Here is a 25,263-nt window from a genome sequence, read left to right on the forward strand (position 1 = left end):
ACTAACGTTCTATCGTTTTGGAGCTACAAGTATCCTGATTAGGCGATTCAATTCTAATAGATTGATTACCAATATCAGATTTTTCTAACTTTTCTTTTAACCCTTCAGCTGCTTCTTTCACTTCAAGCTTTTTTTCCCGATTAAGATCCTCTGGGCTTTTTCTTTTACTATCTAAACCTTGTTGTCTATCAATATTTTTATTGAGTTGTTCTTGTTGAGGTAGATCAACAACCGAATTGAAGAGAGCTTTTATTATGTTTTTTAATAAACCTCCGCTTCTGCTTTGCTCTTGAGGCTTATTTTTTACGTTAGATTCTTTTTTACTGTCACTACTTTTAGGCATTTTTAACTCAACTATCATAAAGCTTGATAAAATTTTACATGCAAAGTATTAAAAAATAATTAACAATCTATTATCAAATTACTACTTACAGATGACTATTATTCTAGCAACAGGCGGTACAGGTGGGCATGTTTTTCCAGCTATAACCTTAGCAAAAGCACTAAAGGTACAAGGGCACAATTGTATATTATTCACTGATCAAAAAACCATCAATATAGAAAGTTATATTTTACCATTGTGCAAGCCAAGTGGCAACAAATTGAAGTTTCTCTTTTTGTTAATGTATAGTTGTGTATTAGCACTGTATCAAACGAGAAAATTAAAACCAAAGCTAATCATTGGTTTTGGTAGCTACGCTTCTTTTCCAACTCTTCTTGCAGCAAAGATTCTTTCTATACCTATAGTTTTACATGAACAAAACACAGTTTTAGGGAGAGTAAATAGATTCTTTTTCAAGAGTGCAAAATTAATTGCAACTAGCTTTCCAGAGACTAAGTATGCAGAAGGTAGTAAATGCGTTTTTACAGGAAATTTTGTCGATATAGAAGCACAAGGCTATTCTAGAGCTGAAACAGTTTTAAACGTGTTAATAATAGCAGGCAGTCAGGGTGCAAATTTTTTTGATGATGTAGTGAGCAGCGTAATTTGTGATCTACCTGTTGAAGTAAAAGAGAGGATTAGAGTAACGCAGCAATGTACGAAGAAAAATATAAACAAGGTCAAGAGTCTATACAAAAGTGAAGGAATTGATTGTGAGTTAAGTGAGTTTTTCGATGATATGGAAAATAAACTGGCCAATGCTCATTTGGTAATTAGCAGAGCGGGGGCAACTTCAATAGCAGAGATTACTCTTGCTGAGCGTCCTGCTGTATATATTCCTTATCCTCACTCAAAAGATAACCATCAATTTTATAATGCAAAACATATTGAAGATTCGGGAGCAGCTGTAATGGTTGAGCAAAATAGTAACGCGAAAAAGAATCTAGGAGAGTTGCTAGTTGATTTATTGCAAAATTGTCAAAAATTGCGTGATATGGCTAATAATACTAAGAAAACAAGAATAAGGAATGGAGTTACTGAATTTATTAAGGCAATAGCTCAAGAACTTAGTTGACGAATTGCTTTTTCTTCAAATGCATCCCATAGTTCTTTTTCTAGTGATTTACTATACAACTTATTGATATAAACTACTCCCGTAGGCGAAGTTGTGTTAATTTCAAGAAGGAAGTCATCTATAATATCAATACCAACAAATATTAGCCCTCTTTTCTTTAGCTCAGGACCGATTTTATTACATATTTCAGTGTCTCTATCATTCATTTCAATAGATTCAAAACTTGCTCCAAGCCTCATATTTGTTCTGATTTCTCCGCTAGACTTTGGAACTCGCTTCATTACTCCTATTGGCTTTCCATCCAGTAGCAGTATTCTTTTATCTGTATTTATCTTTTTACAAAATGCTTGTGCAATTACAGGACATTCATATTTTGCAATCATGAGATCGACTACCACTTGAATGCTATTTTGGTCTTGTATTCTTATTACGTCATTTCCTCCATAGCTATATAGTGGTTTCAAGATGATATCTTGATAGTCGTGACAAAAATTTCTAATCATCGATATATTTTCAGTGATCAAAGTTGGAGGAATTAGCTCTAGAAATAGTGAAGTAATTAATTTTTCAGGACAGTTTCTTATTTCTGTTGGATTATTTATTACTAACGCAGTAGTCTTTTCTAAGATATAGGTTGTTGTAATGTACCGCATATCAAAAGGTGGGTCCTGCCTGATAAGTATGATATCCATTTCATTCAAATCTATAGTTACATCTTCTTTAGAAGTAAAACCAAAATCATCAACGCTGACTTTCTGAGCAAGAGCAATTGACTGATTTAACTTGAGTGCTAGATTATTAGGAACATAGACAAAAATTTCGTGCTTTCTCCTCTGCGCTTCTTTTATTAATGCAAATGTAGTATCAGTTTCAAAATTTATATTTTCATCCATTTGAAAAGCTACTTTCATTTATCCTCCCTTCCTATTACAATATACTATAGTACCATAAAAGTGTTAATAATGGAGCAAAGTATGGAATTAACAGTAGGAAATAATGCACCTGATTTTAGTTTGCCAACAGATTCTGGCGAAATTTTATCGCTGAGTGAATTTTTTGATAAAAAAAATGTAGTCCTTTATTTTTATCCTAAAGACGATACTCCGGGCTGCACAATGGAGGCAAAAGGCTTTAGAGACAATATAGAAAATTTCTCTTCTTTTGACACAGTGATAATTGGTGTATCAAAAGATAGCGTTAAGTGCCACGCTAACTTCAAAGCAAAATATTCTCTGCCATTTTCTTTAGTTTCTGATGAAAATGCTGAAATGTTGGAAAAGTATGGTGTTTGGGTAGAGAAAAGTATGTTTGGCAAAAAGTATATGGGAATAGAGCGCACTACTTTTTTAATAGATAAAAAAGGTAAAGTAGTGAAGATCTGGAAAAACGTAAAAGTTAGTGGACATGTTGATGAGGTTCTAGAAGAAGTAAGGAGAATATAAATTAAAGAATGACTACCCATTGCTATATAAAAAAACTGAAATTATATAACTTTCGTAGTCATTCAAACTTTGAACTGGATTTAGATGATAGACCAGTTGTAGTAACTGGCAAAAATGGTATTGGAAAAACTAATATACTTGAAGCAATCTCATTGCTTGCTAAAAGCAACGGAATGAAAAAAGCAAAAATCAATGAGATGCAAAATAGGCGCAGTAATGAAAGTTGGGTAGTGTATTATGATTTTTTCAATGGAGCAGAGCTTAACTCAATTGGTATAGGAAAGAATCTTAATAAGAAATTAATACAAATTGATGGGAAAACGCAGTCAAGCTACTCATCTTTGTATAGAATATCTAATGTAATATGGCTAATTCCACAAATGGACTATATTCTTCTTAATTCTCCAAGTGACAGGTTAAAATTTTTAGACCGTATAGTTTCACTATTTGAAGAAAATTACACCTATTGCTACATGAAATATAGAAAAGCTAAGCATGAGCGAAGTAAATTGCTTAGAGAGAATATTTTGGACGAAAGTTGGCTCTCTAGTCTTGAAAACGTCATGGCTACCAATGCAATTGATATTTTACGTATGCGATCATCTGTTTTAAAGATATTACAAGACACAATTGATAACCATTCTTGTGAGTTTTTTCCAAAGGCAAGTTTGAAATTTAGCAGTCAGCTAACTTTGAACGATACTGCAGAATATTTTCAGAATCGTCTAAAGGAAAACAGAGAAAAAGACTCATTAACTGGTAGAGTAACCTTTTCTGTACATAATGATAATTTTTGGGTTTTTTGCCAAAAAGGGGACATGCCAATAAATCTTTGTTCTACTGGAGAGCAAAAGCTATTACTGCTTTCTATCATCTTATCTAGTGTAAAAGCAAGGTGTATTCATTACAATAAAGCACCTCTTCTTCTGCTTGACGATATAATGTCGCATCTGGATAAAGATTACAGAAAGGTGTTAATGGAGGAGGTGTTAAGCATTCAATGTCAAACTTGGATAACCGATGTAAATCAAGATAATTTCAATAACTATCTTTGCTCTTTCAAGTTTTTTGAATTATCAAGTAAATAAATTTCAAGCGTGCTGTCATACATCAAGCTCATATTCGGTATGTAAATCTCTAATTAAAGCCTCAGCGTGTTTTTTTTGAACAACTATACTGATCTTGATTTCGGACATTGTGACAGCAAGTATTTCTATCTTTTTTTCGCTTAAAACCTTGAGTGTGCGATACATCACTTCAGTGTTAGACATAACACCAATACCAATTATTGAAATTTTAGCTATATTATTGTTTACGACATAATTTTCATTTTTGTTCAATAACTTTGTCATTAAATCAACATCAAATTTAGAAATCAAAAAGCTTGACCCATGTATCATGTCAACTTTAACGTTTGCTCCTGCTATATCTCTTAAAGTATCCAGAGTATTTGCAAAGTTAGTAAAAGTTACAAGAGCTTCGTGAGTGCTATAAGTTATTCCAGTAATTAAGTATCTTTCCAGTACATCTTTTTCGTGTAGTACTGTAGTGCCTTCTACTTCCTCAAAAGTGGATAACACTTGCACCTTAATATTATGCTTCATTGCAAGTTGTACTGAACGATTATGCAATATTTTAGCACCAGATGACGACATCTCCAATATTTCATTGTAAGAGATAGATTTAAGCTTGCGTGCCCTTGGAACAATTTTTGGGTCTGCTGTATATATTCCGTCAATATCAGTAAAAATTTCACAAGTCCTAATACCAAAGACTACAGCAAAGGCAATTGCTGAGATATCAGATCCTCCTCTACCAAAAGTAGTGATTCTATCATCGTGTATACCCTGAAAACCAGCAATGATTGCAGCAGTATAACCCTCAGCAAAAGATCTTTTTACATGGTCAATTTTTATCTTTTTTATTTTAGACTCAGAATAAAAATTATCCGTTACAATTGGTAACTGCCAGGCGAGCCATGATTTAGCATTAACTCCAACAGACAGAAGAGTGATAGCTAATAACCCGCAAGAGATTTGTTCTCCTGCTGAAAGCAGGACATCATACTCTGATAACTCTTGTCTACAATTTAAATTTGAAATTTGCCTGGCTTGAAAAGCCATTTGGTCAGTGAATCCTGCAGCAGCAGATACAACAGCAATTACATTATAACCTTTTTCAATATCGTTTTTTATTAGATTTGCAACTCGATTTAAGTCAGTTAGCGAAGTACCACCAAATTTTTTTATTATTATTTTGTTCATAGTTACAATAAGGTCAATTTCACCTTTCTAGAGAGTATAGTTGCTTAATTAAATGTGTTTTTCTGATCACTAATTAAAGTGATAGAGGATTATTCATCTTTATCACTACCAAGGTCTTTTAACATACTGTAGTTGCCTTTTCTAAATTTACCTTTTAAAGATGTAACTCCGCTTTCGCTAATTCCACTTAAGCTTAATGCTGCTCCACCTAGCTGCAATCCAATCTCAGACGTCTCGGGAATAATTTTACTAGCCCCTAGATCTTTATAAACCTCCACATTATTCAAATCTGGTAAACGTATTATAATATTTACATGTGGGAAGTTTGTTGCAACTAGAGAAACTATTTTCTTTATAGTGACTTCGTTCTTTATTGAAACCACAAGAGCTTGAGCTCTTTCTATTCCTACTGATTTTAAAATTTCATATCTTGTAGCATCTCCAAGATATATAGGGAAACTGTCATTTTTTCCTTCTTTCACTATTTTTGATTGAATATCTACAACAACATAACTTAAATGCTCTGCAGTAAGCATTTTCGTTACCATATATCCCACTCTACCAAACCCGGCAACTATTACGTGGTTATAAAGATCTTGTGTGTCTGTTTCGATTGCTTCATCGTCTAGTATTATTTTTTCAGTGCTAAATGAATTTGCTATCCAGTCTCCAATTCCCGATAAAAGAGGAGTAAAAGCCATAGTTACTGTAGTTACCATCATAAGCACTTGAGCGATTTCACTTGATAGTACATCTAATTCATCTGCTAAACGGAATAAAATAAATGCAAATTCACCGCCTTGTGCAAGCAGTAATCCAGCTTGTATTGCAGGTGCACTTCTAAATCCAAAAAATCTACACAATGTATATATAATGGACGTCTTTAAAACGATAAGGATAATTGATAATAAAGTAACGAGTGGTAACTTATTGAGTAAAAGGTCAATATCAATAGACATGCCAACAGTCATAAAGAATAAACCAAGAAATAAGTCTTTAAATGGCAATACTGCATGTTCTACCGAATTCCTGTGTTCTGTTTCTGCAACTAGTAACCCAGCAACAAATGCGCCTAATGCCATTGATAAATGAAATTGTTCAGTAATAAATGCTGATCCTAATATTATCAGAAGTGTTGTTGATATAAAGATTTCATTACTCTCCATTTTGGCAATAACCGAAAACAATGGCCTCAGTAATAACCTACCAGTTACAAATATCAACACCAATGCAATAGCTGCTTGCACTAATGAGCCTGCCAACGAGCTTATTAAGCTGTGTTCAGAATTGCCAGTAAGCAGGGGCACTAGTACTATTAGAGGTACCACTGCAAAGTCCTGCATTAGTAGCACTGCTATTGACAATCTACCAACTTGGCTTGCTTGAGAACCCTTTTCTTGCAGAACCTGCAACACTATTGCTGTTGAGGATAGTGCAAGTCCACCACCAATAACTGCTGCCATGTTTGTATTTACTCCAAAGGCAAGAGCAATGCACCATATTGCTATCATGGTAACTATAACTTGAAGGGAACCAAACCCAAACACATGCCTACGCATAGCGATAAGGCGTTCAAATGTCAATTCAAGACCTATAATGAACAATAGGAAAACTACGCCAAACTCTGCAAAGTTATCCATTACTTCAACTGAATGTATCAGATTAAATCCATGAGAACCAATCAATGCACCTGCAACAAAGTAACCAAGCACTGGACTAATATTCATTTTCCAAAACGCTATGACTATAAACACAGCAGCGGAAAGTAAGATTATAATATCAAACAAATGCTGAGAGCCGCTGTGCATAATATTTAACCTGTAGAATTAGACCATTTTATTGAACAACCAATACTTGATTTTTGGTCAATTGGAAGATTGCTAGTTTTTGCAATAAATTTCATCGCTTGAAATAAATCACTACTTCCTATTTCATAATTTTGAACTTTCTCTTTTTTTGCATTGTTAAAACGTCCACGATAACGAAGTTTTAAATCAGCGTTAAACCCAAAGAAATCAGGGGTACAAACAGCACCATACTCTTTAGCTACTTCTTGGTTACTGTCAATTAAATATGGAAATGTAAACTTATTTTTCTCTGCAAAATTAATCATGTTTTCAAAGGAGTCTTCTGGGTACTTATTCACATCATTTGGCATGATTGCAACGGTGTTTACCTGATAATCTTTTTTCAACAAATTAACATCGCTTACTAGATTGCTAATAATTGATTGAACGTAAGGACAGTGATTGCATATAAACATTACAATAAGACCATTTTCCCCATAGCAGTCACTTAATGTATAATATTTGTTATCCACTCCCAAGAGATTGAAATTCTTTGCAGTAAAGTCTAAATCTATCTTAGGAGTGTCTAGCGTAACCATAGCTCATAGAGAATTGTATACCGTATATAATTTATGATCTTATTGCTTAAATGTCAAATGGTTTCTATGTACACTATTTGCATTTAGCATTGTAATTATAAAATTTATGTTCATAACCTTCGAAGGAATAGATGGTTCTGGTAAAACAACACAGTCTGAGTTACTTGCAAATTATTTCAAGCAAATTCACGGTGAAAATAATGTCGTATTGACTAGAGAACCAGGTGGTACTGATTTTGCAGAAAAAATAAGAGGATCACTACTTAAGGATAATATTGATCCCATCTCTGAACTTTTATTATTTACCTCAATGAGATATGAACATATGAAAGAATTAATACTACCAGCTCTTAAAGAGGGAAAGACAGTTATTTGTGATCGATTTATCGATTCAACTATTGCGTATCAAGGGTATGGACTAGGTGTTGACTTGAGTCTAATAAGAGACTTACACAAATTAGTGGAAATTAAATATCCAGATATCACATTTATTTTAGATATTGATGTTCAAGTTGGACTCAGCAGAGCAAAGGATAAAAATAAGTATGAAGAAATGAGCATTGATTTCTATCATAAAATTCGAAAAGGATTTCAAGAAATAGCTATAAAAGAATCTAATAGATGTAATGTTATTACTGGAATTGCAGATAAAGACAACAATAAAGTGTATAGTGAAATTATTGATGTAATAAGAAAAAAGAAAAAAGGCATGCAGCCGCTATAATTTTGTCAATAAATACCCTGAGTTTTTTACTGAATGTTACGATTGAGCCTACAGGTCAAAAACAAGCTTTGAGTTAGAAATAACATTGCTATTATAATAAAAGAAATCGCAATATTTGTACAATTGAAAGATGGTTGCGGGAGTAGGATTTGAACCTACGACCTTCAGGTTATGAGCCTGACGAGCTACCGAGCTGCTCCATCCCGCGTCGTTGCTTATTTATTATTATATGCGTAATAATAATAAATAAAAGAATAAAATCACACTATTACATATATTTATATATCTATTAACCTTTCTTAACATGATAGTAAATTATATACATAACAATCTGTGCAATGAAAAATATAACTTGATATTGTGGTTCCCTATTTTTCAGTGTGCAGGAATTTTAACCTATTTCTCATTAAATTTTGAACCAAGCTGTGCTTTCACTATATCTATTTTTCTCTTGCTTTCACCTATACTAATTCTGATTGCAATATTATACAGGAAATACGCAATATTATGCATTTCTTTAATTGCAGTGCTCATAGGATTTACAGCCAGCAAATTCAGAACAGATTCAGTTAATACTCATATTCTTGATAAGGAAAGGTATGTGAAAGATATTGTTGCTACAGTGAAGGATATTAACGATAGGGGCTCATATAAACAATTTTTGCTTTATGAAATAAAAAACACGAAGTTCAAGCTGGATAACATCAGAATATCAGTTAAAACAAAAGCGGAAGAAGGCATTAAAATAGGGGATCAAGTAAAATTATCAGCAAAACTCTTTCCTCCAAAAATTGCGCCTTCGGAATATGCATATGATTTTGCAAGAATAGCATATTATCAGAAAATAAGTGCAACAGGCTTTGCAACAAGCAAAATAGTCCTGTACAAAAAGGCTGAAGCAAGAAAATTTCAAGAGTATATAGAATCTTTCCGTCAATATATCTATGAAAACCTACAGCAAAATACCAAAAAGCCACACGCGGACATAATCTCTGCATTATTAATTGGCAAAAAAGACGGGATAGATCAAAAAACTATGAATGCGATACGAGATTCAGGTATAGCACATTTATTCGCTATATCTGGTTTACATTTATCGTTTGTTGCTGGTCTATTTTTTATAGTATTCCGTAATTTATTTGCAATATCTGAAACTTTGACTCTTAAATATAACACTAAAAAAATATCTGCATTCTTTACTATCTTGCCAACTACCTTTTATTTGTTGATTACCGGTATGCAAATTTCTGCTCAGCGTGCCTACATCATGGTGATCTTGGTACTTGTTGCAATAATCATAGAAAGGAAATATCGAGGATTAATAGCAATTGCGTTTGCTGCTTCGGTGATACTCATAGTGGAGCCAGAAGCAATCTTAAAGCCAGGTTTTCAAATGTCATTTTCTGCTGTTTTGGCACTAGTTGCCAGCTATCAGATCAATGCTAATAAGTTATTCAAAATAAAAATAATAAAATATTTTGTGTCGATAATGATCAGCTCAGTCATAGCAAGTTTAGCAACTGTTCCGTACACAATATACAATTTTAACTATTTTTCAATCAGTGGCATTATCACAAATTTGATTGCTATACCAATAGTTACACTCATTATTATTCCACTTGGAATAATTTATGTTTTATTGATTCCTTTAGGTATTGAATGGATTATAGCGCCATTTATAGAGCGCCCAATTGACAGTATCTTGTGTATAACAAATGCAATCGCTAGTCTTCAGTATTTGGTTATTCCCACTCGCACTTTTCCTGGCTCATCAATTATTATAATAACACTTGGGTTATTGTGGCTATGCTTGTGGGAAAGGAATTGGCGTTTTTTTGGAATTTTCTTTATTGTGCTGGGTATTTTCTCTAGCGCTATGTATAGAACCCCTGACATCCTGGTCAGTATTGATAATCTTGCTGTAAAAGAAGATGACAGTTTACTATATTCTCTTACTAGGAAAAATAGGAACTTTGTTGTCAAAACATGGGCTAAACAAAACGGGCAGAATCAAATTTTGAATCACACTAAATTCAGTAATTCAAACAAAAGGCTAAAATGTAATGATTATGACTGTACATATAATAAAGGAAATAATAAGTCAGTGTTGCTAGCTCATAAAAGAGAAGATATTTTAGAAAATTGTAACAATGTCGATCTAGTAATTCAGTTAAGCAAGTTTAACTATCCAGCTTGCAATACTAAAATCATCAAATACTCTGACTTAGAGGCATATGGCACACACTCTGTTTGGCTAGCAAATAGTGGCATAAAGGTTAGCAAAGTCCGTTCTAATCGTCCTTGGCATAAGCCAAAAAACTTGTTTTAAAAGTGTTATTAGTATATAATTAATTAGGTGCTAGGAAGTTTATGCCTTTAGATATAATAAATCCTTTAAGTGTTAAAGTAGATCATCATTTTGCCAAAATAGATGATGCTATTGGTTTTTTCCCTAGATTATGGCATGCAGCAAAGAAATATTCCGTAAGTAACACTCTACCTATAGCAGCTGTAAATACTTGGCTTCAATTTTCTTTGGCTTATGTAGCTGCAATAATAATAACTAGTAATAATTTAAGCTTTATTACAGATATTTTTAACCCAACATTCATGCCAATTTACACTTTGGTTTCTATTATTCTTTTAACAACTTTTGCAGCCTCTTCTGCTATGAGATATATGCATAAGCAGAAGATAAAAGAAGGAAAAAAGCCGATAGAGGAATTAATAAATGATAAAATTAGAGGTGGCAAAGACAACGAGATAAGTGAACTTGCTGAAAATGCTCTAAAAATAGAGATAAAACCAAATTTAAGTTTTACAAGTCACAAAAAAGCAAGCTTTTCAATAATTTTGCCAATCTCTGAAAATCAAAAAAAAATATTAGATGATCAAAGACAAGAGAATAAGAATAAGGCAATTTTTCTTACCATACCATATGTAATTCTTACTATTACCCACAAATATAAATGGACATAAAAATAAAGTATTACAACATTAAAGTTTGCAAACATTGAGGGTAAAAAATGGCAAACAGGAATAATGAATGGGCTGAAAATGAATTTGGAGATGCTGTACTTGGAGATAAAAGGTTAACTGACCGATTAGTAAATATTGCTGATAGTTTTACAAGTTTACCTGAAAGCTCAATCAATCAGGCGTGTGGAAGTTGGTCAGAAGCAAAAGCAGCATATCGTTTTTTTCAAAATGAGAACGTGAAAGAAGGCGATATTCTAGCTTCACACGTTGCTAAAACAGTTGAAAGAACAAAAGCCCATAAAAAAATTTTTGTGATCCAAGATACAAGTTATATTTCATACACAGACCATGAAAAAACAAGTGGATTGGGAGTTATTACAAGAAAACATAGTCAAGGTATTATAATGCATACAGCTCTAGCTGTTAGTATAGAAGGTTTGGTACTAGGGATACTAGATCAAAAAATTTATTCAAGACCTGAAGAATCTGAAAACATAAAAAAAAAGAACAATGACAGTATCCGCATTGAAGATAAAGAGAGTATAAAATGGTTAGAAACTTTAAGCAACACAAACAACATTATTGATTCAACTCAAACTGAGACTATAACTATATGCGATAGAGAAGCAGATATATATGAGTTTTTTGAGCTTGCACATAATCTTAATTCGGCAGTGTTAGTTAGAGCTTCCAAAGATAGGGCAGTAAATAGAAAATCTCGATATCCTGAAAAAGGTGAGCAGAAGTTATGGGAATTTATTAAATCCTCTCATTGTGCAGGTACGGTAAAAGTTGAAGTTCCTGCAAAAGATAATAAGCCAAAAAGAACAGCACATTTGGAAGTTAGATTCGGAAAGTTTATTATGCATCCATCTAAGAATAGTATTAGGCATAAGAAAGAAGAATTACTTAAATTACCACACTATGCAGTTTACGTTGTTGAAAAAGACTTTCCTTCTGAAACAAGTCCGCTAGAGTGGATGCTTTTAACAAATCTTCCAGTCAATACCTTTGATGAAGCTGTTGAAAAAGTTAGGTGGTATTGTCTTAGATGGAAAATAGAAATATTACATAAAATTTTAAAATCTGGTCTCAAAGTTGAAGAATGTAGGCTTGGAACAGCAGAAAGGTTGATGCGATATTTAACAGTAATGAGTATTATTGCTTGGAGAATTTTCTTTATTACAACAATTGCAAGAACTGATCCAACATTACCGTGTACTACCTTATTAGCCGAAGAAGAATGGAAAGTTCTATATGTAAAAATACATAGAAAACCATGTTCAAATGCAACTCCTACTATAAAAGAAGCTGTTTCATGGGTTGCTCAACTTGGAGGACATTTGGCTAGAAAAAATGATCTAGAACCAGGACCCATTACTATTTGGAAAGGATGGAGACGTCTCTTTGATCTAGCAGAAGGATGGCGACTTGCTCACGAACTTTATATTTGTGGGTAATAGTAAGTATGTAATTAGTGCTGTAATTATAGTTGGTGCGTTAATACAAAATAGACTGAGCTTTGCCAATATTCAGGATTTGGAATGGGCCATAGTTGCACTGGCTAGTATCATTGCTATTGTTGGGATATGTATAACATTCAGCAAGCTAAAAAACAATGAGATAAACAATAATCATAATATTGTTAAAAAGTTTAACAATTTGGATATTCTCTTTCCATTCAGAAGAGGTGGGGTTGTATCAGTAATGGAAAAAAAGACAAAAGATGAAGAAGAAAATGATTCTACATCTCGATTGATAAAATTACTTGATAAGCACTTGACTGATTTTACAGATAAAATTGTTGACTCACTTGATAAGCAGTTAGATGAAGTTAAAGGTCTACTCGATAATAAGCTTCTAAAGCCTGCAAATGATGAAATTAAAGAAACACTTGTTCATCTACGAAGAGTCAGAGAAGACATCAAAGAAGATTTGGATGAGTTGCACAAGGAAATCTCGCCCATTTTAAGTGAAGCTAAAGGGCTGGTAAAAAGAGCAAGTTCACTAAACATTGAAAGTATTTTTTCTAGTTTAGATAATGCTATTAAAATCGCTGAAGATAAGGTTGAGCGATTTGAACCAAGCAGATTTGTTGGCTTTTTTAAATCTGGGGAAAGCACAGTTAGTGATGATCCTTTGTTTATAGATATGTTGGAAAAGCAAAAAAAAGAGGCGGAAAAGATAAGGAAGAAATTAGAGGAAGAGCTAAAAAAAGTAAAAGATGAACTAGAAGAATTAAAGAATAAACAAACTCAATCAACCGAACCTAATAGCAGTGAAGGCAGTATTACTGCTACTTCTCTTGAAAAACAGCGAGATGAAGAGAAAAAAGCAATAGAAAAAAATAGATTATTAAAATCAAAAAAAAGGATGAAAGAGCTGGAGCAAGAAAATGCAAAATTGGAAAAAGAATTATCTGAACAAGAAAAAATGGATGAATGGAGAAAAAAAGTTAACGGTAAAGCAAGTGGCTTTCTATATTATTTATTAGAGTCTATTAAGCTAGAAGAAAAAGATAAAAAAGAAGAAAAGAGGGAGTTAACGCTACGGAATTTTGATAATAAAATAATAATTTACTGGAAAGATGGCTCTCAAACAATTTGCCACATTAAAAAACAAGACGGCCTTCAAATTCAACCTAGTACAAAAGTTGATTTTGTGAATCCAGATGTTCATGCAGCATTTGAAGTAGCATGTTCAGGACTTTAAATATTAGTAGTGAAGAGAAAAAATTAAGATTAGATACTTATGTAGCTAAAAAATGCAACATATCTCGCAGTAAAGCGCAAAGATTGATACAGAATGAGCAGGTGAAATTACTTGGTATACCGATAATTAATAATGATCACATAGTAAAACCAGGTGAAGAGTATGTGGTGCATCTCATTCAACCTGACATATCCACATCAATTGAGCCTAATTATGACATAAAACTTGATATCGTCTATGAAGATGATGACATTATAGTTCTGAGTAAACAAAGTAGATTAACAGTACACCCAGGTGCTGGAACAAACAATGATACACTCCTGAATGCAGTGATCGCTCACCTTGGCAAAATTCCATATACAAATACAAGACCAGGAATTGTTCACAGGCTTGATAAAGATACTAGTGGACTCATGGTAATTGCAAAAAATGAACAATCCCACAGCTTCTTGTCTGAACTGCTATCAAATCGTAAAATAAAACGGGAATACTTAGCAGTAATTTGGGGAGCATTACCTAATCTGCAAGGAACAGTAAAAACCCATATTGCTCCAAAACGCAGTAATAAAGAAATGATGTGTGTCACAAAAACAGCAGGTAAATTAGCAATCACTCATTATTCAGTGAAGAAAATTATAGGGCAAGCAAGCCTGGTTAAATGTACTTTAGAGACAGGCAGAACACACCAAATTCGAGTACACATGAGCCACATAGGACATTCTGTAGTTGGTGATCAAGTTTACGGAAAAAATAGTAGTAAAAGTGAAAAACATGCTAAAAACTCTGACTTTATCCGTAATTTCAATAGACAGGCACTACATGCTCACACGCTAGGCTTATATCATCCAAAAAGTAAAGAATATATAGAATTTGTTTCTGATTTACCACAAGACATGCAAGTCTTAATCGGTGAATTTGAAAATATATCTTAACAACATTCATATCAATATTATCATCCATGTTATCAAGAAATTAATTAATGAGAGAAAAACTGCTGCACTACCTAGATCTTTCACTTTTTTTGAAAGTATATGTTGTTCACTGGAAATACGCTCAATTGTTGTTTCAAAAGCAGTGTTAATAATTTCTACAATTAACACCAAAAATAGGCTACTTATACCAAATTCCATTACTAATCGAACAAATAAGAAACATTACAAACTCGTTTAATAGTAGTGCTGGAAATACTGACAATAAAATTACACAGAACATCTGCAAGTAAGCCTATGGTATCGTAGACTCTGTTACGTAAAGTATTGTATTTGATATATTGCCACAACCTCTCAACAGGATTCAGTTCCGGTGAATAAGGAGGCAAGTATATAATGGTAATGTTTTCCTGAAATTTCAAACTTTTTGATCTATGCCAACTTGCACAATCCATTACAAGAAAGGCTTTTTTCGTGCCTAAATCTTTCGACATCTGCTCCAGAAATATATTCATACAATCAGTGTTTACATATGGAGCAAGTAGGCTGATTTTCTTACCACTTCTTGGATTTACCGCACTGTAGATATAGAAATTTTGTCTACCAATTTTCATTTTAACCTGCGTTCTGACCCCTTTTTTAAACCATCCGTGTCCGATTTTTGAATGAGTTCCAAATCGTGATTCATCAAAAAAACACCTCTTTTTCAGGGTGGGAATTGACTATTTTATTGAAGTATTTTTTAAACTCTTCTTGCTTGTTTTTATCTTGTTTATGGTGCATTGGCCTCGGTGTTATATAAGAAAATTTCATCCTTTGTATCTCACGGTGCACTGTTGATTTGCTAATGTTTAGGCCAAATTCCTCTGAGATTTTTATCTGCACTTCCTTAATAGTAATATTTGGATTTCTTTCTACCCATATTTCAATTTGCTCACGTTGATTTTTCTTTAATTTGCTTTTTCTTCGCCGCTGAGACGGGGCAAATAATCTTTCTACTCTACCAAATTTTAGATGCTTTATCCATTCAGTCAAAGCAGTCCTTGAAATTTTACATATTCTTGCCACAGCGCTTATACTACTTTCTTTTCCTGCTATCACCGCTTGTAACTTTTTTGAAACATATGCGTTATTTCTGACCTTTTTTAACATTTCTTTCGCCAAATTTACAACTTTTTCGTCTAATAGTTTTGACCTTAATGCCATTTATACCTCTCTATTTTATCTACTTTATTATCACTTCTTTCCCATTATTGTCTATCTGTTCTTTGCATAGTGGGAATTGGTATTACCATTACTGCACGTTCTAAATTACTTACATCTAAAACAAACAAAGTTGAAACACATATTATAAAAAGCAGTAACTCCTGTCTAAACGCAACTTCTGATACAAAAGCTGATTTTATTCCTTCACAGGAGTATTGAATTGCTTTTATTAGACGAGTAATGCTTTTCTTCATTATCAATTTTGGAAACTCAATGAATTACACTTATTGCACTCAGGTAAAAAATGCATGAAAATACCTTTCAGTCGTGATCACTTACAAAGATTTTTAAGTTAAAGTCTAGCATATTGTTTGAATCAAGAAAATTAGTACAAAGCCTTTCAACAAACGCTCAAGGCAGTTATAGCATTTCTCATAATAGTCCGAACAGGTCATAGGAAGGCAGAATCAACAGCACGACGAAAGGATTCGAATAGAGGAATGTTTTTCCTGGCTCTGTTTTTTATAGCAAACCAATAATGCTCAATTTTGTTGAAATCTGGAGAATATGGAGGAAGATATAAAATTTCTGCACCAACTCCTTTAGCAAATCTTATTAGACTTATGAAAAGTAGCATTATCAAGGATAACAGTTTGTCCAGGTTCCAAAATCGGTGTCAGAAACTGCTCAAACCATTTATTAAAGATATCCATATTGCAGTGGCCTTTAAAGGTTAACGGAGCAATTATTTTTCTTCCACTTAAGGCTGCAACCATGCTAATTCGTTGAGTTTTCTTTCCAGATTTTAGGGCATAAAACCGCTGTCCTTTCTGGCAATACCCATAGGTTCAGTGTTATCAATGCCAGACTCATCTATATACACTAATTCTTTAGGTTCTTTTGTTGCTATAACCTTTGAAAATTGAGCTCGCTTTTCTTCATTTCTTTCTTTATATCCGTAGGTCTTTTTTTTCTTGTGAATCCTATATTTTTAAGTGCTCGATGAATTGTTTGTCTACTAATATTGCCCCAGCATCTCTGACTGAGTTTTGCCACCTTGCTCATTTGCAAATTCGGCAAATGCATTCCAGTCGGTAATTTTATGCCACGCTTCCAAGCTTTTTTGATTGAAAATCTCCCGTTTTCTCACGTCTTTTCTTCCACTCATATAAAGTTGTTTCTCCAATCTTAAATCTCTTGGCAACAGTTTCTCCACTCTCTCCTTCATCCAATGCTTCCATTACCTTTTTTCTTAAGTCATAACTATATGCTGCTGGCATGCTTACCATCACTACTATAAATCCATATCTTACCTTTTTTGGACTATTATGAGAAGTGCTATATATATTGATACTGACACAAAAATCCTTTAATTAAATTTCTCTCGCCTTAGCTTACACGATCCTCATTTTGAAATAAGTAATAATTTATTATAGTCTTGATATTTAAACATTTTGTATCTGCTGTAATGATTTCACTTCCAATTTGCTATTCTTTACATATTGAATTGCAAGCGCTAACGCTTTACTCCCAGAAGCTGTGGTGCTATAAGCTATATTTTGCAAAATAGCAGTTCTCCTGATATCTTTGCTATCTGAAACTGATTTCACACCTTTTGAGGTATTGATCACTAGATTTATTTTTCCATCTTTGAGCATATCAACTATGTGGGGTCTGCCTTCTCTCACTTTATTTACAGCTTTTGCAGCAATGCCGTTATTGTTCAGATACGAAGCTGTGCCTTTGGTGGCATATATTTCAAAACTCAGTTCTTTCAACATTCGTGCAACAGGCAATATACACTCTTTATCATCATCTTTTACTGAAACCAGAGCTGCTCCTTCTGTTGGTAACTTGTATCCTGCAGCCATGTGCACTTTTGCAAGTGCAGCTTCGAAAGATAAGTCAATTCCCATCACTTCTCCTGTTGATTTCATTTCAGGACCAAGTAAAGTATCAACTCCTGCAAAGCGGGTAAATGGAAAAACAGCAGCTTTAACTGCAAAATGATTGAAAGGCTTGTTTTCCTGATTCAAATTTTTACCCAAAATAACCTGAGTGGCAAGCTTTGCAACAGGAATGTTGATTACCTTGGAAATGAAAGGAACTGTACGGCTAGCCCTTAAATTCACTTCAAGTATGTATACATCACTCTCTTGAACAGCAAACTGAATGTTTATCAGACCTTTCACTTTTAATGCTAATGCTATTCTTTCAGTTTGGAGCTCGATCTCTTTTATTACTTCGTCACTCAATGTATTTGTCGGTATTGAGCATGTTGAATCGCCAGAGTGGATACCAGCTTCTTCAATGTGCTCCATGACCGCTGCAATGAAAACTTTTTTCCCATCACATACAGCATCAACGTCAACCTCAACTGCATTGACTAAAAATTTATCAAGAAGCAGCGATCCGTGTTCAAAAATTTTGGTTTGATTCAAGACATACTCTTTAAAGCTCTGAGTATCGTGTCTAATCGACATAGACTGACCGCCGAGGACATATGATGGCCTGACTACTAGTGGAAACCCCACCTTTTCTGCGTTGGTTAACGCTTCTTCTACTGAATGGCAGATAGAATTTTCAGGTTGTTTTAAATTAAGTTGCAAAGCAAGATTTTTAAATCTCATGCGATCTTCTGCAAGGTCAATAGAATCAAACGAAGTTCCCAGAATTTTGAAACCTCTCTCGTTAAGCACTTTGGCTAACTTTAAAGGCGTTTGCCCGCCGATTTGAACTATTACACCAACCAGTGTGCCATTTTCTTGCTCTTTGCTTAGTATTTCAAGCACATCCTCTGCAATCAGTGGGGCGAAATATAAACGATCAGCGGTATCGTAGTCAGTTGAGACGGTTTCTGGATTACAGTTAATCATTATTGTTTCATATCCCATTTCTTTGGCGGCAGAAGCTGCATGTACGCATGCATAATCAAACTCAATACCCTGACCAATGCGGTTTGGACCACTTCCTAAAATGACAACTTTTTTTCGATCCGAAATATTCGCCTCACATTCCGTTTTATTTTCAACATCACCCTCATAGCAGCCATACATATAAGCAGTGCTCGATTCAAATTCAGCTGCACAGGTGTCTACACGTTTATAAACTTGTTTAGTACCAAACCTTTTCCTTATTGCTTCAATTTGCTCTACTTTCTTATTGCTTAACTTTGCCAACCTTGCATCTGAAAATCCCATTTTTTTCAGCTCTAACATTTCATATGCAGTTCCAGGAAGGCCGTTTTCCTTGATTTTTTGTTCAGCCAAGATGATTTGCTGTATATTTTGCAGAAACCATAAGTCATATCCTGTAATCGAATTTATTTCTTCTATGCTAATTCCGTGACGCATTGCGTCAGCAGCAATCAGTAATCTGTTTGGCAGCAATTTTGCTAATTGAGATTTAACATCTGTGTCTTCAGAAAACACTTCATCAAGTCCCGTGAGCCCTGTTTCAAGTGAGCGAAAAGCTTTCTGTAGTGACTCATTAAAAGTGCGGCCTATAGACATTACTTCTCCCACTGATTTCATGGAGGTTGATAGTTCACAATTCGTCCCCTTAAATTTCTCAAACTCAAATCGAGGAATTTTAGTGACGATATAATCAATCACTGGTTCGAATGCAGCAGGTATAACTGGAGCACAGTCGTTACATATTTCATCGAGCGAATAGCCAATAGCAAGTTTAGTTACAACTTTTGCAATAGGATAGCCTGTTGCTTTCGAAGCAAGTGCAGAGGAGCGAGAAACCCTTGGATTCATTTCAATTACAACGAGGCTTCCATCTTCTTTAGGATTCACTGCAAACTGAACATTTGCACCACCGGCGCTAACATCAATTTCTCTCAACACTGCTATAGATGCATTTCTCATTTGTTGATATTCAGCATCACGCAGAGTCAAAGCAGGAGCAACTGTGATACTATCTCCGGTGTGCACTCCCATTGGATCAATATTTTCTATTGAACACACTATTATACAGTTATCCTTGCAGTCACGGATAACTTCCATTTCATATTCCTTCCAGCCCATAATTGATTCATCTATCTGAACTTCATTTATTGGTGAAATTTTTAGAGCACTTTCTGCAATATTGAAAAACTCCTCTTTATTGTATGCTATGCCGCTACCTGCGCCACCAAGAGTGAATGATGAACGGATGATTGCTGGTAATCCAATGTAATCCAAAGCCTTTTTTATTTGTTCTTGATTTTTTATAATGATACTTTTGGGGTATTTTAGACCTATTTTATCCATGGATTGGCGAAATAATTCTCTATCTTCCGCTTTTTTTATTGCTTCTCTATTTACTCCTATTAATTCTACGTTGTATTTGTCTAACACTCCATCATCTGCAAGTTTTATTGCGCAATTGAGTGCTGTTTGCCCGCCCATTGTTGGCAATATTGCATCTGGCATCTCCTTAATTATAATTTTCTCTATGATTTCAGGTAGCACCGGCTCAATATAAGTTGCATCAGAGAATTCAGGATCTGTCATTATAGTTGCGGGGTTGGAGTTAACTAAAATGACTTTATAACCTTCACTTTTTAATACTTTACAGCTTTGCGTTCCAGAATAATCAAACTCGCATGCCTGACCTATAACTATTGGGCCTGCTCCTATTACTAATATAGATTCTATATCTGTGCGTTTTGGCATAATTACAATAATAGTCTCGACTCAAATAATGTTACCAATCTTTCCTGTGTATGTGAATTTTTATTAAACCTAACTACCTTTAGGCTTAACAGTATCTTTGCAGATACTATGGTAATTTACTCGGGAGATTTGCTAAGTGGTAAGATTTGTCCTGATATGCTACAATCTTCAGAAGCAAGTTCTACAAATTTGTCTGTCAGTTTATCAGGTGGCACCAATTCAGATATATCTTTTCCCGGAAATGCTTGCTTATACATTTCACTATCGATAGGCTCTTCCGAATACACGGCATTTATGCACAAATTCGTATGTTTTGTCTCAGATGCATATATCTTCACCATTGCTTCTAGTGCAACTTTACTTGCAGCATATGGCATCCAATATGGATAAGAGGAAGGAGAAAGTGTTATCTTTGAGGTCATGAATATCGCTCTTCCAGCATTAGACTTTTTTAGTATCGGACCCAAATTTTTTAGCAAGTACCAACTGGCAGTAAAATTTGTATTCATTACCTTCTGTAGATCTTCAAGCTCACAATCGTGAACAGGGCTCAACTTACATAAAATTTCAGTGCATGTAATCAGTATATCAAGTGTGCCAGATTCTGATAATTTTGGGCTTTCTATCATATTTGCCAGTTTTTCTACGTTTTCAAAGTCTAAAAGATCAAGCTGAATTAGTTTTACATAGCCTTCTTTAAGCTCTTCAATTTCATTATACAGTGGCTTGAGGTGATCGATAAACCTTGAAATCAGAATCACACATGCACCTTCTCTTACAAACCTTTTTGCAACAGCAGAGCCTATTCCACCTGAAGCCCCGGTAATTAAAGCTACTTTACCTTCTAACTTACCCATTTCTTTCTCCTTAGCAAGATCCATTGAAATATTTTAGCTGAAAATTAAATTTTGCTCCATATATAAAAATCAAACTTAGCACATAAAAAAATAGTAACGATACTACCACACCACCTAAACTTCCATATATCAAATTCAGTTGATCAAAGGAAGCTTTTAAATATTGCTTGAAAGCTGAAGCAGAGATCGTCCAAAGAATAACAGCCACACAAGATCCGGGAAATACGTCTGATAAGTTTTGCTTTATGTTTGGCAATGTAAAATATAGCCAAGATACTATAGTAAAAAGCACAAACTCAATAAGTAAATATCTAGTATAACTTAGCCCTTGGTAAGAAAAATCAATTAACATTGGCACTAATGTAAAAAATACTATAGTCAGAGTTGTAACAAGCGTAATTACTAAAAATTGTAATATACTGAGCACCCTTCTCCATATATAAGGCGATGAAACCGGAACTTTATAGGCCTTATTCAATATCGTTCTAAATCCTTCAATTGTCGATGAGGCAGTCCAAACAGCGCCTACAATTGCCAAGGTTAATAAGCTTTGCGGAGGGCCTGATATTATCTCCCTAATACGTGGCATCAAAGATGATAAAATATCCTGTGGCATGTTATCAATAATAAATGCCCAGCCGACATTGTATTGATCTAAGAAATTTGCGAACGTTGATGCCATGGCTATTAAAACAATAAGAAAAGGAAATATTGATAACAGGATTAAAAATGATAGATACCCTGCATGCTCCACTCCATCATTATAAATTGTGTCAATTAAAGCACGATAAAGGCAATAAACGATACTATAAAATTTCTGTAGCACTTGTAATATAAATAAACTAAGAAAAGTATTCTAAATGAAATAAAGCATACTTTTAAGCAAAAAATCCTCACCGTTTACTTAAATTTAATCAAAATGATAGATAATCCAGCGTTAAATACGGAGGCATAATGAAAAATTTTCTTCTACTTGTAGCTTTAATTCTTTCCTTTGCATTTGATAATGCTTTTGCTGCTGCTGTTACTGATGATGCAACAACCAATACAATATGCAAAATAGTAGGCTATACTCACGGTATAGGCGGGCCTATGATTACAATAGTGATAATAGGTGCAGCATTGCTGGCAATATTTGGCAGAATGCCATGGCCAGCGCTTTTTGCACTTGGTGCATTTACTGCTGTGTTTTTTGGTGCACCTGTAGTTGTTTCAAAAATAGTACCAGGTGGTGTGATTTGTAAAGATGGTGCAACTGCTTGCCCTGATGGTAAAAGATGGGATGCAACAAAAAATACATGCGTATAATAAGCATTAAAGCTTCAAAACATTAGCAAATGGTGCTTCTTAAAGAAGCACCATCATTGCACGAACTTGTGATTTAAGAGCAATTTTTGCCAGTTCATCCAAGTACTGGTTTACTTTATGACGGTGTCATCCCAGTGCTTGACACTGGGATCCAGGAAATTTGATTGGATATTAAGTTTATGAGCATAAAAGCAGTTAATTTTATGTTAAAACACAACATTTTTGATGAGGCTGTATTAAGAGATGGATCCCAGTGTCAGCTACTCGGATGACACCATTTGCTACGCAATTTACTTTCAAAAATGAATGCTCGTACAGCTGTGTGTCAGCTACTTACATAACACCTCTCGAAAATTACTTTAGTTGCAAATATTAAGAAATTTACCAAATGAAGAAAAAAGGCAAAAGAATCCCCGTGTGACAAGTTTTATAATGTAAATTGATAATGTGCTAACAAGCGCGTTTTGGCTGAATGTAGAAAAAATAAAAAAAGCCGCTATAATTTTTGTGTAATTTGCCAATAAATATTTGAGTTTTTTACTGATTTTGTAATTGAGCCTGCAGGTCAAAAATAAGGATAAATATTCTTGGTATCATAGTAAAGGGAATGACGAAATTTGTAAAGTAGTTTTCACTCAAATGACGCCCAGGCAAAAACTATATGGTTATGCAAAAAATCTATTTTTAAAACTGTTAATATAACATAGAAAAAACCTCACCTTTATTAATAATAGATTACTTACCAATTGGGTAGTCACCAGTGAAACAAGCATCACAATATTGCGGTGTAGCGTTGTTACGTTTTTCTTCTTTAACAGCCCTGTATAGGCCATCAATACTCAAGAAGGCTAGGCTATCTATTCCTATAACTTCCTTAATTTCCTCTACAGATTTATTTGCAGCAATTAAATCTTTGCACTCTGGCGTATCTATTCCATAAAAACAAGAGTGCTTAATTGGTGGACATGAAATCTTTAGGTGAATTTCTTTTACTCCTGCATCTTTTAACATAACTATTATACTTCTGAGCGTGCTACCACGCACTATACTATCGTCTATTAAAATTATGTTTTTACCCTTTAAAATATGCTTATTAGCATTGAATTTTAATTTTATTCTAACCTTACGTATTTCAGGGGTTGGCTGTATAAATGTTCTTCCTATATAATGATTACGAATTATCCCCAGTTCCATAGGTAATCCTGAATGCTTTGCATATCCAATAGCTGCAGGTATTCCAGAATCAGGTATTGGTACAACCATATCTACATTGTTTTTTGGTGGGCTCTCTTCTGCAAGTATTCTTCCTATTTCTTTTCTTATATCATATATGGACCTATTCTCCATTATGCTGTCTGGTCTCGAGAAGTAAACGTATTCAAAAATACAAAAACTTGATTTTTGCTTTGGGAAAGGAAACATTGAGGCTAGCTTACTATCCGAACTGATGGTAACTAATTCGCCTGGTTCTATTTCTCTAATAAACTCTGCATTTATTATATCAAGAGCACAAGTTTCAGATGCAAGAACGTAAGAACCGTTTAACTTTCCTAAAACAAGAGGCCTGATTCCAGATGGATCACGTACTCCAATAACTACTTCTTGATTGATTGCCACAAAAGAATAAGCACCTTGTATTTGCTTTAATGCATATATAAAACTCTCTAAAAAGCTATCTTTTTCACCGCTTGCTGTCAGATGCACTACTACTTCTGTATCAATATCTGACTGAAAAACACACTCTTGTTTAATTAATTGTTCGCGTATCGGAGAAATATTAATTAAATTACCATTATGTGCTATGGCGAAATCTCCAAATTTGCCACTTTTGCCAAACATGGGCTGCACTCCAAATTTACTACCACTGGTTGAGTATCGAACATGACCTATTGCACAATCTCCAGGTAAGGATTTCTTTATTTCATCTATATCATCAAATACGCTGCTCACTTGACCTTGAAAGTGATAAGAGAGCAGCTTATCGTTGTTACTGGTTACTACACCAAAAGACTCTTGACCTCTATGCTGCAAAGCGTGGAGAGCAAGTATAGAGTTAAAAGCAGCACTTTGGTTGCAACTTATGCCAAATACCCCACACTCCTCATGTACTTCATCAAGCATGAAAAATATTAAATAAAGCCTGATTGTACTTTAGTAGAGGTAAAGTACAAGAATTTTATTTGTTAATCCCTTTCAAAGTTGAAGCTTTCTACGGTAGTTTTGATGTATACCAGAAAGTAGATTATATGCAATTAACCAATTTTGAGATTTTTGACAATTTTTTAGCACTGAAGAGAAAAAGATATTTTTATTGACTTATCTATGTATTGAAGTA

General features: G+C 34.1%; 22 protein-coding genes, 1 tRNA gene and 1 pseudogene. 10 read left to right on the top strand and 14 right to left on the bottom strand.

All coding sequences use genetic code 11. The features are described from left to right. Position 1 precedes the first annotated feature (1 nt). Positions 2–361: a hypothetical protein gene (locus OPR35_RS06410; protein ID WP_012481944.1), complete on the bottom strand. Its 360-nt coding sequence runs from the start codon at positions 359–361 to the stop codon at positions 2–4. 73 nt (positions 362–434) lie between these two features. Here OPR35_RS06410 and OPR35_RS06415 point away from each other — a divergent pair, with 73 nt between their 5' ends. Then, positions 435–1,457: a UDP-N-acetylglucosamine--N-acetylmuramyl-(pentapeptide) pyrophosphoryl-undecaprenol N-acetylglucosamine transferase gene (locus OPR35_RS06415; RefSeq protein ID WP_007302295.1), complete on the top strand. Its 1,023-nt coding sequence runs from the start codon at positions 435–437 to the stop codon at positions 1,455–1,457. Here the strand turns inward: OPR35_RS06415 and gshB are convergent. Further along, the gene (gene gshB / locus OPR35_RS06420; protein ID WP_007302296.1) at positions 1,442–2,368 is read right to left on the bottom strand and encodes a glutathione synthase; all 927 of its coding nucleotides are present in this window, start codon (positions 2,366–2,368) and stop codon (positions 1,442–1,444) included. The genes OPR35_RS06415 and gshB overlap by 16 nt on opposite strands. A gap of 63 nt (positions 2,369–2,431) precedes the next feature. Between gshB and bcp the strand changes: the two genes are divergently transcribed. Both bcp and recF read left to right on the top strand, forming a co-directional pair. Further along, complete coding sequence (gene bcp / locus OPR35_RS06425; RefSeq protein ID WP_007302297.1) at positions 2,432–2,899, top strand: thioredoxin-dependent thiol peroxidase; 468 nt, start codon at positions 2,432–2,434, stop codon at positions 2,897–2,899. Positions 2,900–2,907: 8 nt separating this feature from the next. Next, positions 2,908–3,987 (top strand): DNA replication/repair protein RecF, encoded by a 1,080-nt coding sequence (recF, locus tag OPR35_RS06430; protein WP_007302298.1) that lies wholly within the window; start codon positions 2,908–2,910, stop codon positions 3,985–3,987. Positions 3,988–4,002: 15 nt separating this feature from the next. Here the strand turns inward: recF and OPR35_RS06435 are convergent, their stop codons facing one another. The 3 genes from OPR35_RS06435 to OPR35_RS06445 all read right to left on the bottom strand — a co-directional run bounded on the left by OPR35_RS06435 (position 4,003) and on the right by OPR35_RS06445 (position 7,549). Continuing rightward, positions 4,003–5,163, bottom strand: coding sequence for an aspartate kinase (locus OPR35_RS06435; protein ID WP_007302299.1), 1,161 nt, complete (start codon positions 5,161–5,163; stop codon positions 4,003–4,005). Positions 5,164–5,252: 89 nt separating this feature from the next. Further along, on the bottom strand, positions 5,253–6,971 hold the full coding sequence (locus OPR35_RS06440) for a monovalent cation:proton antiporter-2 (CPA2) family protein (protein ID WP_007302300.1): 1,719 nt from the start codon (positions 6,969–6,971) through the stop codon (positions 5,253–5,255). A gap of 5 nt (positions 6,972–6,976) precedes the next feature. After that, a complete protein-coding gene (locus tag OPR35_RS06445; RefSeq protein ID WP_012481946.1) occupies positions 6,977–7,549 on the bottom strand; it encodes a thioredoxin family protein in 573 nt (190 codons plus the stop codon). Between the two features lie 106 nt (positions 7,550–7,655). Here OPR35_RS06445 and tmk point away from each other — a divergent pair, with 106 nt between their 5' ends. Continuing rightward, positions 7,656–8,273, top strand: coding sequence for a dTMP kinase (gene tmk, locus OPR35_RS06450; RefSeq protein ID WP_007302302.1), 618 nt, complete (start codon positions 7,656–7,658; stop codon positions 8,271–8,273). Between the two features lie 131 nt (positions 8,274–8,404). On the opposite strand, the gene OPR35_RS06455 is transcribed toward tmk, so the two are convergent. Beyond that, a tRNA-Met gene (locus OPR35_RS06455) sits at positions 8,405–8,481 on the bottom strand. A gap of 96 nt (positions 8,482–8,577) precedes the next feature. Between OPR35_RS06455 and OPR35_RS06460 the strand changes: the two genes are divergently transcribed. The 5 genes from OPR35_RS06460 to OPR35_RS06480 are packed head-to-tail and all read left to right on the top strand — an operon-like array spanning position 8,578 to position 14,896. Next, positions 8,578–10,602: a ComEC/Rec2 family competence protein gene (locus OPR35_RS06460; RefSeq protein ID WP_026097260.1), complete on the top strand. Its 2,025-nt coding sequence runs from the start codon at positions 8,578–8,580 to the stop codon at positions 10,600–10,602. Between the two features lie 41 nt (positions 10,603–10,643). Further along, positions 10,644–11,252, top strand: a complete 609-nt coding sequence (locus OPR35_RS06465; protein WP_265024809.1) for a hypothetical protein — start codon at positions 10,644–10,646, stop codon at positions 11,250–11,252. 47 nt (positions 11,253–11,299) lie between these two features. After that, positions 11,300–12,712 (top strand): IS4-like element ISWosp2 family transposase, encoded by a 1,413-nt coding sequence (locus OPR35_RS06470; protein ID WP_264686125.1) that lies wholly within the window; start codon positions 11,300–11,302, stop codon positions 12,710–12,712. Further along, positions 12,705–13,964, top strand: coding sequence for a coiled-coil domain-containing protein (locus OPR35_RS06475; protein WP_262986257.1), 1,260 nt, complete (start codon positions 12,705–12,707; stop codon positions 13,962–13,964). Before OPR35_RS06470 ends, OPR35_RS06475 begins: the two co-directional genes overlap by 8 nt. Further along, complete coding sequence (locus OPR35_RS06480) at positions 13,949–14,896, top strand: RluA family pseudouridine synthase (RefSeq protein WP_007302305.1); 948 nt, start codon at positions 13,949–13,951, stop codon at positions 14,894–14,896. Before OPR35_RS06475 ends, OPR35_RS06480 begins: the two co-directional genes overlap by 16 nt. Before the next feature lie 6 nt (positions 14,897–14,902). Here the strand turns inward: OPR35_RS06480 and OPR35_RS06485 are convergent, their stop codons facing one another. From OPR35_RS06485 to OPR35_RS06515, 7 genes and pseudogenes are all read right to left on the bottom strand, one after another. Then, entirely contained in the window at positions 14,903–15,094 is a 192-nt protein-coding gene (locus OPR35_RS06485; RefSeq protein ID WP_265024810.1) for a diacylglycerol kinase, read from the bottom strand. A 2-nt stretch (positions 15,095–15,096) separates the two neighbouring features. Next, positions 15,097–16,099 (bottom strand): IS630 family transposase gene (locus tag OPR35_RS06490; protein WP_230608967.1). Its coding sequence is split into 2 segments (ribosomal slippage): positions 15,097–15,588 and positions 15,590–16,099, totalling 1,002 coding nucleotides; the frame shifts between segments, so codons are not numbered across the junction. A 44-nt stretch (positions 16,100–16,143) separates the two neighbouring features. Further along, complete coding sequence (locus OPR35_RS06495; protein WP_265024811.1) at positions 16,144–16,353, bottom strand: diacylglycerol kinase; 210 nt, start codon at positions 16,351–16,353, stop codon at positions 16,144–16,146. Positions 16,354–16,550: 197 nt separating this feature from the next. Next, positions 16,551–17,379, bottom strand: a pseudogene (locus OPR35_RS06500) (IS630 family transposase). 165 nt (positions 17,380–17,544) lie between these two features. Further along, the gene (gene carB / locus OPR35_RS06505) at positions 17,545–20,763 is read right to left on the bottom strand and encodes a carbamoyl-phosphate synthase large subunit (protein WP_052264966.1); all 3,219 of its coding nucleotides are present in this window, start codon (positions 20,761–20,763) and stop codon (positions 17,545–17,547) included. A 116-nt stretch (positions 20,764–20,879) separates the two neighbouring features. Further along, complete coding sequence (locus tag OPR35_RS06510) at positions 20,880–21,644, bottom strand: SDR family oxidoreductase (protein ID WP_007302308.1); 765 nt, start codon at positions 21,642–21,644, stop codon at positions 20,880–20,882. After that, positions 21,631–22,446, bottom strand: coding sequence for a YihY/virulence factor BrkB family protein (locus OPR35_RS06515; RefSeq protein ID WP_007302309.1), 816 nt, complete (start codon positions 22,444–22,446; stop codon positions 21,631–21,633). Before OPR35_RS06515 ends, OPR35_RS06510 begins: the two co-directional genes overlap by 14 nt. Positions 22,447–22,574: 128 nt before the next feature. Here OPR35_RS06515 and OPR35_RS06520 point away from each other — a divergent pair, with 128 nt between their 5' ends. Beyond that, complete coding sequence (locus OPR35_RS06520) at positions 22,575–22,928, top strand: TrbC/VirB2 family protein (RefSeq protein ID WP_214303143.1); 354 nt, start codon at positions 22,575–22,577, stop codon at positions 22,926–22,928. 735 nt (positions 22,929–23,663) lie between these two features. Here the strand turns inward: OPR35_RS06520 and purF are convergent. Then, positions 23,664–25,049 (bottom strand): amidophosphoribosyltransferase, encoded by a 1,386-nt coding sequence (gene purF / locus OPR35_RS06525; RefSeq protein ID WP_264684880.1) that lies wholly within the window; start codon positions 25,047–25,049, stop codon positions 23,664–23,666. Positions 25,050–25,263: the final 214 nt, after the last annotated feature.

Source organism: Wolbachia endosymbiont (group B) of Protocalliphora azurea (assembly GCF_947251865.1).
Classification (GTDB): domain Bacteria; phylum Pseudomonadota; class Alphaproteobacteria; order Rickettsiales; family Anaplasmataceae; genus Wolbachia.

What these genes read in the sequence shown, in the direction of transcription:
- bcp (WP_007302297.1), top strand. Translation starts at nt 2,432, where the DNA reads ATGGAATTAACAGTAGGAAATAATGCACCTGATTTTAGTTTGCCAACA.
- OPR35_RS06460 (WP_026097260.1), top strand. Translation starts at nt 8,578, where the DNA reads ATGATAGTAAATTATATACATAACAATCTGTGCAATGAAAAATATAAC.
- OPR35_RS06510 (WP_007302308.1), bottom strand. Translation starts at nt 21,644, where the DNA reads ATGGATCTTGCTAAGGAGAAAGAAATGGGTAAGTTAGAAGGTAAAGTA.
- OPR35_RS06485 (WP_265024810.1), bottom strand. Translation starts at nt 15,094, where the DNA reads ATGGAATTTGGTATAAGTAGCCTATTTTTGGTGTTAATTGTAGAAATT.
- OPR35_RS06495 (WP_265024811.1), bottom strand. Translation starts at nt 16,353, where the DNA reads ATGAAGAAAAGCATTACTCGTCTAATAAAAGCAATTCAATACTCCTGT.
- purF (WP_264684880.1), bottom strand. Translation starts at nt 25,049, where the DNA reads ATGCTTGATGAAGTACATGAGGAGTGTGGGGTATTTGGCATAAGTTGC.
- recF (WP_007302298.1), top strand. Translation starts at nt 2,908, where the DNA reads ATGACTACCCATTGCTATATAAAAAAACTGAAATTATATAACTTTCGT.
- OPR35_RS06410 (WP_012481944.1), bottom strand. Translation starts at nt 361, where the DNA reads ATGATAGTTGAGTTAAAAATGCCTAAAAGTAGTGACAGTAAAAAAGAA.
- OPR35_RS06440 (WP_007302300.1), bottom strand. Translation starts at nt 6,971, where the DNA reads ATGCACAGCGGCTCTCAGCATTTGTTTGATATTATAATCTTACTTTCC.
- tmk (WP_007302302.1), top strand. Translation starts at nt 7,656, where the DNA reads ATGTTCATAACCTTCGAAGGAATAGATGGTTCTGGTAAAACAACACAG.
- OPR35_RS06445 (WP_012481946.1), bottom strand. Translation starts at nt 7,549, where the DNA reads ATGGTTACGCTAGACACTCCTAAGATAGATTTAGACTTTACTGCAAAG.
- OPR35_RS06415 (WP_007302295.1), top strand. Translation starts at nt 435, where the DNA reads ATGACTATTATTCTAGCAACAGGCGGTACAGGTGGGCATGTTTTTCCA.
- OPR35_RS06520 (WP_214303143.1), top strand. Translation starts at nt 22,575, where the DNA reads ATGAAAAATTTTCTTCTACTTGTAGCTTTAATTCTTTCCTTTGCATTT.
- carB (WP_052264966.1), bottom strand. Translation starts at nt 20,763, where the DNA reads ATGCCAAAACGCACAGATATAGAATCTATATTAGTAATAGGAGCAGGC.
- OPR35_RS06435 (WP_007302299.1), bottom strand. Translation starts at nt 5,163, where the DNA reads ATGAACAAAATAATAATAAAAAAATTTGGTGGTACTTCGCTAACTGAC.
- OPR35_RS06480 (WP_007302305.1), top strand. Translation starts at nt 13,949, where the DNA reads ATGTTCAGGACTTTAAATATTAGTAGTGAAGAGAAAAAATTAAGATTA.
- gshB (WP_007302296.1), bottom strand. Translation starts at nt 2,368, where the DNA reads ATGAAAGTAGCTTTTCAAATGGATGAAAATATAAATTTTGAAACTGAT.
- OPR35_RS06465 (WP_265024809.1), top strand. Translation starts at nt 10,644, where the DNA reads ATGCCTTTAGATATAATAAATCCTTTAAGTGTTAAAGTAGATCATCAT.
- OPR35_RS06470 (WP_264686125.1), top strand. Translation starts at nt 11,300, where the DNA reads ATGGCAAACAGGAATAATGAATGGGCTGAAAATGAATTTGGAGATGCT.